The organism is Kitasatospora misakiensis (assembly GCF_042656005.1).
In the GTDB taxonomy this organism is placed as follows: Bacteria; Actinomycetota; Actinomycetes; order Streptomycetales; family Streptomycetaceae; genus Kitasatospora; species Kitasatospora misakiensis.
The window spans coordinates 38102-50816 of record NZ_JBHSOF010000006.1 but is presented as its reverse complement, the minus strand read 5'-3'; the positions used below and the strand labels follow the sequence as shown (position 1 = coordinate 50816).

Below are 12715 nucleotides of genomic sequence, written 5' to 3'. Positions count from 1 at the left end.
TCATCCGATCCGGCCGGTGACCTGATCGCCGTGAGCCCCGGCCCGCCGTTTTGCGGTGGGCCGGGGCTTTTTGGTACGACTCGCCCGTTCGCTCCCCGAGGCGGTCTTGGCGGCTGCGATGGCATGTGACATATTACTGGCGTGTCCCACTCACAGAGACTCCCGGACGTCGTGGTGGTCGGTGCCGGCGTCGTCGGCGCCGCCTGCGCGTACTACGCCGCACGGGCCGGACTCGCCGTCGACGTCGTCGACCGCGGCCCGGTCGCCGGCGGCACCACCGGCGCCGGCGAGGGCAACCTGCTCGTCTCCGACAAGGAGCCCGGCCCCGAACTCGACCTCGCCCTCTTCTCGGGCGGGCTCTGGCGCGAACTCGCCGACGAGTTCGGCGCCGCCGTCGAGTACGAGGCCAAGGGCGGCCTGGTCGTCGCCGGCACGCCCGAACGGCAGGAGGCGCTGCGCGCCTTCGCGGCCGAGCAGGCGGGGGTCGGCGTGCTCGCCGAGGAGATCCCCGGCGAGCGGCTGAACGAGCTGGAGCCGCACCTCGCCCCGGGTCTGGCCGGGGGATTCCACTACCCCCAGGACGCCCAGGTCCAGCCCGCGCTGGCCGCCGCCCACCTGCTGCGCGAGGCCCGCCGGGCGGGTGCCCGGCTGCACGCCGGCGAGGCCGTCCGGGCGCTGCGGATCGGGGCCGACGGCGCCGTGCGCGGGGTCGAGACCGAGCGGCGGCGACTGGACGCGGCCGCCGTGATCAACGCCGCCGGCACCTGGGGCGGTGAGCTGGCCGCGCTCGCCGGCGTCCGGCTGCCGGTGCTGCCGCGGCGAGGGTTCGTCCTGGTCACCGAGCCGCTGCCGCGGATCGTCCGGCACAAGGTGTACGCCGCCGACTACGTCGCCGACGTCGCCAGCGGCTCGGCCGCGCTGCAGACCTCGGCCGTGGTCGAGGGGACGCCGGGCGGGCCGGTGCTGATCGGCGCCAGCCGTGAGCGGGTCGGCTTCGACCGGACGCTCTCGGTGGAGGTGCTGCACCGGCTGGCCGCCCAGGCGGCCGGGCTCTTCCCGGTCCTGGCCGGGGTGAACGTGATGCGCGCCTACCGCGGCTTCCGGCCCTATCTCCCGGACCACCTGCCGGCGATCGGCGCCGACCCCCGGGTGCCCGGGCTGTACCACGCCTGCGGCCACGAGGGCGCCGGCATCGGCCTGGCGCCCGCCACCGGGCTGCTGATCGCCCAGCAGCTCACCGGCAAGGAGCCGGAGCGGGACCTCACCCCCTTCCGGGCCGACCGCTTCCCCGCCGAGGGCTTCCCTGTCGAGGGCGGCGACGCCGACGGCGGATGAGGGCTGCCGTGCACTTTGCAAAGTGTGCGACGACTTTGCAAAGTGCACTTTGCAAAGTCCACGGACACCCGGAAGGGCCAGTAGTCGGCCTGTCGGGCCATTGGACCATTGGGCAATCGGACCATCGGACGATCGGCTCATGAGCTGAACGGAGAACCCCCACCCATGCGCCGTACCCGTACCCCCGCGGAGCTGGTCCGGGCCGAGCCCGGGCCCGCGCACGCCATCGAGTTCGACGGCCGGCCCGTGCCCGCGCTGCCCGGGCAGACGATCGCCGCCGCCCTGTGGGCCGACGGCGTGCTCGCCTGGCGCACCACCCGGGTCGGCGGGAAGCCGCGTGGGGCGTTCTGCGGGATCGGCGCCTGCTTCGACTGCCTGGCCACCGTCGACGGGCGGCCCAACCAGCGCACCTGTCTGCTGCCGGCCGAGCCCGGCACCACCGTCACCACCCAGGAGGGCCACGGCCGTGCCGACCTCGAAGTCTGAGCCCGCGCAGTCCGCCGGAGCCACCGGTGCCGGTGGCCCGTTCCACGACCTCGCGGTGATCGGCGCCGGCCCCGCCGGCCTCGCCGCCGCCGTCACCGCCGCCGACCTCGGGCTGCGCTGCGCCCTGGTCGACGCCGGCCGGAGCACCGGCGGCCAGTTCTACCGCCACCCCGCGCCCGGCCTCGGCGCCGCCCGGCCCGACAAGCTGCACCACGGCTGGTCCGTCTACACCGACCTGGCCGACCGGCTCGCCGCCCACCGCGCGGCCGGCCGCGTCGAGCTGCTGACCGGCCACCAGGTCTGGGCGCTGGAGCGGGACGGGGACCGCGACTGGCGCCTGCACGCCACCACCGGCCCGGACGCCGAGGACCGGGCCACCGTCCGGGCCGGTGCCGTGCTGCTCGCCACCGGCGCGTACGAGCGGCAGCTGCCCTTCCCCGGCTGGACCCTGCCCGGGGTGGTCACGGCCGGCGGCGCGCAGGCCATGCTCAAGGCCGGTCTGGTGCTGCCCGGCCGACGGATCCTGGTGGCGGGCAGCGGGCCGCTGCTGCTGGCGGCGGCCTCCTCCCTGGTCACCGCCGGCGCCGAGGTGCCGGCCGTGGTGGAGGCCACCGCGTACCTCGGGTACGCCCGACGCCCCGGCGTGCTGGCCGCCGTCCCGGCCAAGCTCGTCGAGGGCGCCGGACACGGCTCGGCGCTGCTGCGCCACGGTGTCCGGCTGCGGCCGCGCAGCGCGGTGGTCGAGGCGCACGGCACCGATCGGGTCACCGCCGTCACGGTGGCCCGGTTGGACGCCGAGTGGCGTCCGGTGCCGGGCAGCGAACGGCGGATCGCGTGCGACGCGCTCGCGGTCGGCCACGGCCTGGTGCCGCAGATCGAACTGGCCACCGAGCTGGGCGCGGCCGTCCGGGCGACCCCCGACGGGACGGCCGCGCTCAAGGTCGACGCCCGCCTGCGGACCACCGTCCCCGGGCTCTGGGCGGCCGGCGAGGCCTGCGGCGTCGGCGGCGCCGACCTCGCGATCGCCGAGGGCGAGCTGGCGGCGCACGCGGTCGCGGACCGGCCGGTCCGCACCGCGCTGCTGCGCCGGCGCTCCCGGCTGCGGGCCTTCGCCGAGCTGATGGCCGCCGCCCACCGGCCCGGGCCGGGCTGGACCGACTGGTTGCGGGACGACACCGAGGTGTGCCGCTGCGAGGAGGTCCCGGCTGGGCGGATCCGTGAGGCGGTGGAGGAGCTGGGAGCGGGCGACGCGCGCACCGTCAAACTGCTGACCAGGGCCGGGATGGGCTGGTGCCAGGGTCGGATGTGCGGTCCGGCCGTGGCCTGCCTGGCGGGCGGTGCCGACCCGGCGGAGGTCCGGGCGGACAGCCGGCCGTTCTCCTGCCCGGTTCCGCTCGGACAACTCGCGGCCGAGCGGGAGCAGTAGGACCGGCGGGACCTGGGCAGGATCGGCATGACCGGATGGGTCTGCCGGTCCGCCCGGTCCGGTCCTGCCGGCCCGCCGGTCGGTCCGAATCGGGCCGAAAACGCCCGGTGGTGACCCTTGTCTCCACCGCACGCCGTCTAATAAAATGTCACACCTCACCAAGGAGTCATCTGTGTCCCTGACCTCTCACGACACCACCCGGCCTTGGCGCGGCATCATGGTCGCCACCACGCTCCCGCTGCGCCCGGACCTCTCCGTCGACTACGACGCCTACGCCGAGCACGTCCGCTGGCTGATCGAGTCGGGCTGCGACGGCGTCGTCCCCAACGGCTCGCTCGGCGAGTACCAGACCCTGACCGCCGAGGAGCGCGCCAAGGTCGTCGAGGTCGCGGTCGAGGCCGCCGGTGACGGCTCCCGCGTGATGCCGGGCGTCGCCGCCTACGGCAGTGCCGAGTCCCGCCGCTGGGCCGAGCAGGCCGCCGAGGCCGGCGCCGGCTCCGTCCTGCTGCTGCCGCCGAACGCCTACCGCGCCGACCACGACGCCGTCCGCGGCCACTACGCCGAGGTCGCCAAGGCCGGCGTGCCGATCGTGGCCTACAACAACCCGATCGACACCAAGGTCGACCTCGTCCCGACGCTCCTCGCCGAGCTGCACGGCGAGGGCTCGATCGTCGCGGTCAAGGAGTTCAGCGGCGACGTCCGCCGGGCGTACGAGATCGCCGAGCTGGCCCCCGGCCTCGACCTGCTGATCGGCGCCGACGACGTCCTGCTGGAGCTGGCCCTGGCCGGTGCGGTCGGCTGGATCGCCGGCTATCCGAACGCGCTGCCGGAGGCGAGCGTCGCGCTGTACCAGGCCGCCGTCGCCCACGACCTGGGCACCGCGCTGCCGCTGTACAAGGCGCTGCACTCGCTGCTGCGCTGGGACTCCAAGACCGAGTTCGTCCAGGCGATCAAGCTCTCCATGGACATCGCCGGCCGCCCCGGTGGTCCGACCCGGGCGCCGCGCCTGCCGCTGACCCCGGAGATCGAGGCGGCCGTCCGCGCGGCCACCGAGAAGGCGCTGGCCGAGGGCCTCGCCTGACCCGCACCGGATCGCCAGTCTCCGGTGTACGGGACGGCCGGCTGCGGGGGCAGCCGGCCTCCGGGCCACCCTCCGGTCCGGCCGTCCACCCCCTGCCGGACCGCTCGGGCCCCGACGTCCGCCACCCACCACCCCACCCACGGAGCGTCAGCAGATGCGCAGCCGTCACGTCTTCCACGCCGTCGACTCGCACACCGAGGGCATGCCCACCCGGGTCATCACCGGTGGGTTCGGTGTCATCCCCGGCGCCACCATGGCCGAGCGCCGGGTCCACTTCCAGCAGCACCTGGACCACTTCCGGACCCTGCTGATGTACGAGCCCCGCGGCCACGCCGCGATGAGCGGCGCCGTCCTGCAGCCGCCGACCCGGCCGGACGCCGACTTCGGCGTGCTCTACATCGAGGTCTCCGGACTGCTGCCGATGTGCGGCCACGGCACCATCGGCGTGGCCACCGTGCTGGTCGAGACCGGCATGGTGGCGGTCGTCGAGCCGGTCACCACGGTCCGGCTGGACACCCCGGCGGGCCTGGTGGTCGCGGACGTCGCGGTCGAGAACGGCGCCGCCACGGCGGTCACCATCCGCAACGTGCCCTCGTACTCGGTGGCGCTGGACCGCAAGATCGAGGTCCCGGGCCACGGCACGGTGAGCTACGACCTCGCGTACGGCGGCAACTTCTACGCGATCCTGCCGCTCGCCGAGTTCGGCCTGCCGTTCGAGCGGGAGCGCAAGCAGGAGATCCTGGACGCGGGCCTGGCCCTCATGGACGCGATCAACGGCGGCCCGGACCGGCCGGTGCACCCGGAGGACCCGTCCATCCACAGCTGCCACCACGTCCAGCTGCTTGCCCCCGGCTCCACCGCCGAGCACTCCCGGCACGCGATGGCCATCCACCCCGGCTGGTTCGACCGCTCGCCCTGCGGCACCGGCACCTCGGCCCGGATGGCCCAGCTGCACGCGCGCGGTGAACTGCCGCTGGACCGGGACTTCCGCAACGACTCCTTCATCGGGACCACCTTCATCGGGCGGCTGGTGGAGGAGACCGAGGTGGCCGGACGGCCGGCGGTGGTGCCGACCGTCACCGGGCGGGCCTGGATCACCGGCACCGCCCAGTACTTCCTCGACCCCAGCGACCCGTTCCCGGCCGGCTTCCTGCTCTGACCCGGCCTCCGGGGCGGGCCTGGTCCGGTCACCCGCTCCGGTCACACGCTCCGAAAACCCGACGATCCCCCCGAAGGGCTGCCCGCAGTGACGATCCGTTCGTACAACCCCGCCGACCCCGCGGACCTCGTCGCCGAGGCGCCCGCTCCCGGTGCCGAGGCCGTCCTGGCCACCGTCGACCGCGCCCGCGCCGCCCAGCCCGGCTGGCTCGCCGCCGGAGCCGCCGGCCGCTCGGCCGCGCTCACCCGGATCGCCGAGGCCGTCGAGGCGCACGCCGAGGAGCTGGCCGAGCTGGTCGTGCGCGAGGTCGGCAAGCCGATCGCCGAGGCGCGCGGCGAGGTCGCCCGCACCGTCGCGATCTGGCGCTACTACGCGCAGGCGCCGTTCGCGGCCTCCGGCGAGGTGCACGAGACCGCCGGCGGGCCGGGCCTGCTGCTCACCCGCCGCCGCCCGTACGGGGTGGCCGGGCTGATCACGCCGTGGAACTTCCCGCTGGCGATCCCCACCTGGAAGGCCGCCCCGGCGCTGGCCGTCGGCAACACCGTCGTGCTCAAGCCCTCCTCGGAGGCGATCGGCTGTGCCCGGCGGCTGGCCGAGCTGGTCGCCGGGGCGGGGCTGCCGGCCGACGTCTTCACCGTGCTGCCCGGCGGCGGCGCGGAGGGCGGCACGCTGGTCGGCGCGGCCGACGTGGTCTCCTTCACCGGCTCCACCGGGGTCGGCCGCCAGGTGGTCCGCACCGCCACCGACCGCGGCATCCCCGTCCAGGCCGAACTCGGCGGGCTGAACGCCGCGATCGTCCTGCCGGACGCCGACATCGACCAGGCCGCCGCCCACCTGGCCGCCGCGATCGCCGGGTACGCGGGGCAGAAGTGCACCGCCACCAGCCGGGTCGTCGCGGTCGGCGAGGCGTACGAGCCGCTGCGCGCCGCGCTGGTCAAGGCGCTCGCCCAGGTCGACGGGACCTCCTGCGGGCCGGTCATCAACGAGGCCACTCGGGACGAGATCACCGCCGCCGTCGCCTCCGCCCGGGAGGCCGGCGCCGAGGTGCTGACCGGCGGCGGCGTGCCCGAGCGGGCGGGCTGGTACCTGGACCCGACCCTGGTCACCGGGGTGCCGGACGAGCACCCGCTGCACCGCGAGGAGTTCTTCGGCCCGATCGCCGTGCTGCACGCGGCGGCCGACCTGGACGAGGCGGTCGCGCTCGCCAACGACACCCCGTACACGCTGTCGGCCTCGGTGCACACCCGGGACCTGGACGCGGCGCTCGCCGCCGCCGACCGCCTGAACGCCGGCATGATCCGGGTCAACGCGCCGTCCAGCGGCGTCGACTTCCACCTGCCGTTCGGCGGCGCCAAGGGTGCCAGCCACGGTGCTCGGGAGCAGGGGCAGGCCGCGCTGGACTTCTACACCCAGAGCCGCACGATCACCCTGCTGCCGGGCGGGGCCGCCTGATGACGGCGGGCCTCCCGGACCGGGCGGGGCCCGAGACGGTGCACGTCGACAGGGTGCACGTCGAGACCGTGCACGTCGAGACCGTGCACGTCGACACGGTCGACTACCACACGGCCGGCGAACCGTTCCGGATCGTCGTCGCCGGCGCACCGGTGATCCCCGGCGACAGCGTCGCGGAGCGGCGGGCCATCGCGATCGGGGCCGGCGGCACCGCCACTGCGCCCCGGCCGGGCCCGCTCGACGACGTCCGGCGGCTGCTCACCCGCGAGCCGCGCGGCCACGCGGGCATGTACGGCGGCTTCCTGGTGCCGCCGGACGACGACGGCGCCGACCTGGGCGTGCTGTTCTGGCACAAGGACGGCTACTCGACCGCCTGCGGCCACGGCACCATCGCGCTCGGCGCCTGGGCGGTCGACTCCGGGCTGGTCGCCGCGCCCGCGTACGGCGTCGCCCGGGTCCGGATCGACGTGCCGTCCGGCCGGGTCACCGCGCTGGTGAACCGGGCCGCCGGGCGGACCACCGGGGTGGCCTTCCGCAACGTGCCCTCCTGGGTGAGCGGGCTGAAGCTCCCGGTCGAGACCTCGCGCGGCACCGTGGAGGTGGCCGTCGCGCACTCCGGCGCCTGCTACGTCTCGGCGCCGGCCGAGGCCCTCGGGCTCTCGGTGACCCTCGCGCGGCTGCCCGAGCTCACCGCGATCGGCCGGGAGATCCGGGCCGCGCTGGCCGACTCCCCGGCCGTCCGGCACCCGGTGGACCCGCGGCTTTCGGGCGTCTACGGCGTCATCCTGTACGAGGAACTCCCGGCGGTGGACGGCGCGCTGAACCAGCGCAACGTCACCGTCTTCGCCGACGGCCAGATCGATCGCTCGCCGTGCGGCTCCGGCACCTCGGCCCGGCTGGCGGTCCTGGCCGCCGAGGGGCGGCTCGAACCCGGCGCGGAGCTGCGGCACGAGTCGATCGTCGGCACCGTCTTCGGCGGGCGGGTGCTGCCCGGCGGCGACCCGTGGGGCGACGGGGTGGTCACCGAGGTGACCGGCACCGCGCACCGCACCGGCGAGCACCGTTTCGTGCTGGACCCGCAGGACATGCTCGGCGCGGGATTCCTGCTGTGAGCGGCGACCTGCGGACGGCCCCGGTACCGCCCGGCGTGGCGGCTGAGCCGCTCCAGCCCGCCACGCCGGGCCCACCGGCCACCGCCGCATCGGGCATTTCCGCCCCGGACGTCCTGCCGGCCGGCGAGGTCGGGCTGACGCCCGAGGAGGCGGCCCGGGTGATCGAACAGGTGCTGCTCGACGGGCTCGACCCGGAGGCCGCCCCCGCCCGCTCGGCGATGCCGGTGCCGGCCGGGGAACTGCTGCTGATGCCGGCCGCCTCCGCCGCGTACGCCGGGGTGAAGATCGCCGGTGTGGCACCGGCCAACCCCGCCGCCGGGCTGCCCCGGATCACCGGCAGCTACCTGCTGCTGGACGGTCCGACGCTGCAGCCGGTCGCGCTGCTCGACGGTGCCGCGCTCACCGCGCTGCGCACCCCCGCGGTCACCGCCGTCGCGCTGGACCGGCTGGCGGTGCCGCAGGCCGAGCACCTGGTGCTGTTCGGCGCGGGCCCGCAGGCGTACGGGCACCTGGACGCGCTGCTCGGCATCCGCCGGCTGACCGGGGTGACCGTGGTGGCGCGCAGCGCCGGGCCGGCCGAGGCGCTGGTCCGGTACGCCCGGGCCCGCGGCCTGGCCGCCGCCGTCGGCACCCCGGCCGACGTGGCCGGGGCCGACCTGGTGGTCTGCTGCACCACCGCGCGCACGCCGCTGTTCGACGGCGCGCTGGTGCCGGACCACGCGGCGGTGGCCGCGGTCGGCTCGCACGAGGTGGCCGCGCGCGAGGTGGACGAGGTGCTGGTGGGCCGGTCCGCGTTGTACGTGGAGGCCCGGGCCGCCGCGCTGCGGGAGGCCGGCGACCTGCTGATGGCGGGTGTGACCGGCGCCGAACCGCTGTGGAACCTGGCCGAGCTGGTGCGCGGGGAGGCTCCGGTGCCGGTCGACCGGCCGCGGTTCTTCAAGAGTGTCGGCATGGCCTGGCAGGATCTCGCGGTCGCGGCCGAGGTGCACCGGCGCGGGGTGGGCTGACCGGTCTTCCGGTCGGCGCGGGTCTGCTGTGGGGCCCGACCGTTCGGGTGCCGGCGCTCGGCGCGTGCCGGTACCCGCCCCCCAAGTCCGTTACCCCGGACGGGGGTTGGTCGTTGATGTGACCGGCCGGAGCTGCGGCCGGCGTGGTGGGAAGGGATCCCCCGCCACGTCGGCCGCTTTTTTGCGTTCCGGTCAGGGAGAGGAGGGTCGCCGGACCGTTGTCACCGGGCGGCGGCCCTGCCACCATGGGGTCCGACCATGGATGCGGGCGTTGACGGGCCGTCCGAATCGCAAGATGTTGCACACTCAACGTAACGTGACATTGTACGCTGGTGTTCTGCACTCACCGGAGGAACACCATGGCCGACCTCAAACCCCGCACCCTGATCTCCGTCCAGGAGCGGCTGCGCGACCAGGTCGCCCACGCCCTGCGGGCCGCCCTGATCTCCGGCGAGCTGCGCCCCGGCGTCGTCTACTCCGCGCCCGCCCTCGCCGCCGACTTCGGCGTCTCCGCCACCCCCGTCCGCGAGGCCATGCTCGACCTCGCCCGCGAGGGCCTGGTCGAGGCCGTCCGCAACAAGGGCTTCCGGGTCACCGAGCTCACCGAGCGGGACCTCGACGACTTCACCGAGATCCGCGCGCTCATCGAGGTCCCGACCATCGGCCGGGTCGCCCGCACCGCCACCGCCGAGCAGCTGGAGGCGCTGCGCCCGCAGGCCGAGGCGATCGTCGTCGCGGCCGGCAAGCAGGACCTCATCGGCTACCTGGAGGCGGACCGCCAGTTCCACCTCGACCTGCTCGGCCTGGCCGGCAACGCCCGTTTGGTCGAGGTCGTCGGGGACCTGCGCAAGCGCTCCCGCCTCTACGGCCTCAACCGGCTCGCCGAGCGCGGCGAACTCGTCTCCTCCGCCGAGGAGCACCTGGAGCTGCTCGACCTGATGATCGCCGGCGACGGCCCCGCCGCCGAGTCCTGCATGACCCGCCACCTCAGCCACGTCCGCTCCCTGTGGGCCGAGGGTCAGGAGGAGGCGGCCGAGGAGGAGTCCCGCACCGGCCTGCGCCTGCGGGCCCGGTAGGGGTAAACCACCCGTTCGGGTGAATAGTCCTGGATCGGGTGCGGTAGCGGGCCCGCGTCCTACGATGATGTTCCCGACATCGGCAACAAGGAGAACTCCATGTCCGCCGCCGTAGTGGAAGGACCCATCGAGCAGCCGACGCTGCTCGAAGCGGCTGAGCTGATCTCCAGCCAGTTCGCTGGGCACCGGGTCGAGATCATCGGGAGCCAGATCGTCGTGACGCCGCCGCCGAATGCTTCCCACGGCCGATCCCTCAGCCGCCTCATGCGCGTCCTGTTCACAGCGGGTCTCGCCGACGACGATGTCCTGCAGGGTGTCGGGATCTGGCTGCCGGACGGCCCGTCCGACTACGCCGTACCGGACCTCGCCGTCGTCGATGCCGACATCGACGACCATCTGATCGAGTACAACTGCTACGACCCGGCTGTTTTCCGCCTCGTCCTGGAGGTCACCTCCTCCAACCTGAGTGACGATCTGAAGCGGAAGCCGACGGTCTACGCCTCGGCGGGGATTCCGGTCTACGTCATCGTCGACCGGGCCAACGCCCGGGTCATGGTGCTCACCGATCCGCAGGACGGTGAGTACCGGGTGCACGCCGTTCACCACCCCGGGCAGACGTTCGCGCTACCGGAGTCGATCGGTGCGTCGGTGACGCTCTCGGTGGACGACGTGCTGGCCGCCAAGAAGTAGCTCAGAGTGCCGAAGGCACCGCCAGACGGCCGTCGTGGACCTCGGCGATCTGGTCGACCGCTGTGAGGTGGGTGCGGTCGTGGGTGACCAGGACGGTCGCGGTGGCGCGGTGGTGGGTGAGGGTGGTCAGCAGGGCGAGGACGGCGGCGCCGCGTTCGTGGTCGAGGGCGCTGGTGGGTTCGTCGACCAGCAGCACGGTGGGGTCGTTCATCAGCGCGCGGGCGATGTTGACGCGCTGGCGCTGACCGCCCGAGAGCTGGTGCGGCCGGCGGCCGGCCAGGTCGCGCAGGCCGACGGCGGCCAGTAGCTCCAGGGCGCGGGGGCGCGCCGCGCGCGGGGAGCGGCCGTCCAGGTGGGCCATCACCTGGAGCTGTTCGACGGCGGTCAGCGAGGGCAGCAGGTTGGGCTGCTGGAAGACGATGCCGATCCGGTGCCGGCGCAGCGCGGTCAGTTCGGCGCGGTTCAGCCCGCCGGTGTCGGTGCCGTCCACCACCACCCGGCCGGAGTCCGGGGCGATCAGCGTCGCGGCGACCGCCAGCAGGCTGGACTTGCCCGAGCCGGACGGGCCCAGCACGGCGGTGAGCGTGCCCGCGGGGACGGTCAGCGAGACCTCGTCGAGGGCGGTCAGCCGGCCGTCGCCGTCCGGGTAGCTGAGGGTGACGCGGTCGAGGTGGAGGGTCATCGGGCGCTCCCCAGGGCGGTCAGCGGGTCGACGGCGGTGATGCGGCGGACGGACAGGGCCGCGCCGACCGCGCCGAGCGCGATCATGACGGCGGCGGGCACGAGCACCGTCGGGGCGTCCAGGACGAACGGGACGGCGGGGCCGATCAGCGCGCCGAGGCCGACGGCGACGGCCGTGCCGAGCGCGGTGCCGAGGACCAGCAGCAGGACGGCCTGGCCCAGCGCGTCGCGCAGCAGGTAGCGGGTGGAGGCGCCGAGCGCCTTCAGGACGGCGATGTCGCCGCTGCGCTGGATCGTCCAGACGGTGAAGAAGGCGCCGATCACCAGCGCCGAGATGGCGAACAGGAAGCCCCGCATCAGTTGCAGCGAGCCGTTCTCCGAGGTGTAGGAGCCGATCGCGGCGAGCGCGTCGGCCCGGTGGCGGGTCTCGGTGCCGAGCGCGGCGTCGGCGGCGGCCAGGTCGGCGCCCGCCGTGGTGCTGAGCGCGACCACGGTGGCGTGGCCGGTGCCGCCCGGGGCGGCCGACTGCCAGTCGGCCAGGGTCGTCCAGACCACCGGGGTGTGGCTGTACGAGGCGTCGCCGGCGACGGCCGCGACGGTCAGCGGGTGGCCCGCGAGGGTGAACGCGTCGCCGGCCCGCAGGCCGCCGAGGTCCTGCGCGGCGGTCCGCGACAGCACCGCCCGGCCGGGGGCGAGCGAGCCGCCCTGCGGGGCCAGCGCGGAGCCGTCCGGGACGCCGAAGACGGCGAGTGCGGCGGTGCGCGGCCCGGCCGCCGCCTTGGTGGTGGCGATGCCGAGCGGCTGCGCGCCGGTGACGCCGGGGGTGCGGGCCCAGCCCTGCCACTGCTCGGGGGTGACCTGGGAGTCGGTGAACGACAGCTGCCGGCCGTCGGCGGGCCGGCCGAAGGCCAGGTGGTCCGCGGGCAGGCCGGTGATCGCCGAGACGTTCTGCCGGCCCAGCCCGGCGGTCAGGCCGGACAGCAGGCCGACCAGCACCGTGATCAGCACGACGACGGTCCCCATCAGGGCGAACCGCCCCTTGGCGAACCCCAGATCCCTCCAGGCGACGAACACCACGCGTCCTTCCGTCCGATCCACTGAAACGCTGATCCACTGCGACACCGATCCCACCGGGACAGTGACGAGCCTGGCCGAACGGGGGCCCGCCGGGCATCGCACCGGGGATTGGATCCTCGGCATCGAAGGGCAG

Annotated in this window: 12 protein-coding genes; 10 read left to right on the top strand and 2 right to left on the bottom strand. The window is 75.0% G+C overall.

All coding sequences use genetic code 11. The features are described 5' to 3' along the window. Positions 1 to 141 precede the first annotated feature (141 nt). The 10 genes from ACFP3U_RS07170 (at position 142) to ACFP3U_RS07125 (ending at position 10824) form a co-directional block, all read left to right on the top strand. Positions 142 to 1335 carry an NAD(P)/FAD-dependent oxidoreductase gene (locus ACFP3U_RS07170; protein WP_380224391.1) on the top strand — a complete coding sequence of 398 codons (1194 nt, stop codon included), beginning with the start codon at positions 142 to 144 and terminating at the stop codon, positions 1333 to 1335. 165 nt (positions 1336 to 1500) lie between these two features. Further along, positions 1501 to 1821: a (2Fe-2S)-binding protein gene (locus tag ACFP3U_RS07165; RefSeq protein ID WP_380224390.1), complete on the top strand. Its 321-nt coding sequence runs from the start codon at positions 1501 to 1503 to the stop codon at positions 1819 to 1821. After that, a complete protein-coding gene (locus ACFP3U_RS07160; RefSeq protein WP_380224389.1) occupies positions 1802 to 3247 on the top strand; it encodes an FAD/NAD(P)-dependent oxidoreductase in 1446 nt (481 codons plus the stop codon). Before ACFP3U_RS07165 ends, ACFP3U_RS07160 begins: the two co-directional genes overlap by 20 nt. A 217-nt stretch (positions 3248 to 3464) precedes the next feature. Continuing rightward, positions 3465 to 4328 carry a dihydrodipicolinate synthase family protein gene (locus ACFP3U_RS07155; RefSeq protein WP_380224541.1) on the top strand — a complete coding sequence of 288 codons (864 nt, stop codon included), beginning with the start codon at positions 3465 to 3467 and terminating at the stop codon, positions 4326 to 4328. 154 nt (positions 4329 to 4482) lie between these two features. Next, positions 4483 to 5487: a proline racemase family protein gene (locus ACFP3U_RS07150; RefSeq protein ID WP_380224388.1), complete on the top strand. Its 1005-nt coding sequence runs from the start codon at positions 4483 to 4485 to the stop codon at positions 5485 to 5487. 87 nt (positions 5488 to 5574) lie between these two features. Further along, a complete protein-coding gene (locus ACFP3U_RS07145) occupies positions 5575 to 6939 on the top strand; it encodes an aldehyde dehydrogenase family protein (RefSeq protein ID WP_380224387.1) in 1365 nt (454 codons plus the stop codon). Continuing rightward, positions 6939 to 8051: a proline racemase family protein gene (locus ACFP3U_RS07140; RefSeq protein WP_380224386.1), complete on the top strand. Its 1113-nt coding sequence runs from the start codon at positions 6939 to 6941 to the stop codon at positions 8049 to 8051. The genes ACFP3U_RS07145 and ACFP3U_RS07140 overlap by 1 nt, the downstream gene beginning before the upstream one ends. Beyond that, entirely contained in the window at positions 8048 to 9058 is a 1011-nt protein-coding gene (locus ACFP3U_RS07135) for an ornithine cyclodeaminase family protein (RefSeq protein ID WP_380224385.1), read from the top strand. Before ACFP3U_RS07140 ends, ACFP3U_RS07135 begins: the two co-directional genes overlap by 4 nt. Before the next feature lie 359 nt (positions 9059 to 9417). After that, positions 9418 to 10134 (top strand): GntR family transcriptional regulator, encoded by a 717-nt coding sequence (locus ACFP3U_RS07130; RefSeq protein ID WP_380224384.1) that lies wholly within the window; start codon positions 9418 to 9420, stop codon positions 10132 to 10134. Positions 10135 to 10233: 99 nt separating this feature from the next. Continuing rightward, positions 10234 to 10824, top strand: a complete 591-nt coding sequence (locus tag ACFP3U_RS07125; protein ID WP_380224383.1) for a Uma2 family endonuclease — start codon at positions 10234 to 10236, stop codon at positions 10822 to 10824. 1 nt (position 10825) lies between these two features. On the opposite strand, the gene ACFP3U_RS07120 is transcribed toward ACFP3U_RS07125, so the two are convergent. Both ACFP3U_RS07120 and ACFP3U_RS07115 read right to left on the bottom strand, forming a co-directional pair. Continuing rightward, positions 10826 to 11506 carry an ABC transporter ATP-binding protein gene (locus tag ACFP3U_RS07120; protein ID WP_380224382.1) on the bottom strand — a complete coding sequence of 227 codons (681 nt, stop codon included), beginning with the start codon at positions 11504 to 11506 and terminating at the stop codon, positions 10826 to 10828. Further along, positions 11503 to 12579 carry an ABC transporter permease gene (locus tag ACFP3U_RS07115; RefSeq protein WP_380224381.1) on the bottom strand — a complete coding sequence of 359 codons (1077 nt, stop codon included), beginning with the start codon at positions 12577 to 12579 and terminating at the stop codon, positions 11503 to 11505. The genes ACFP3U_RS07120 and ACFP3U_RS07115 overlap by 4 nt, the downstream gene beginning before the upstream one ends. Between the last annotated feature and the right edge of the window lie 136 nt (positions 12580 to 12715).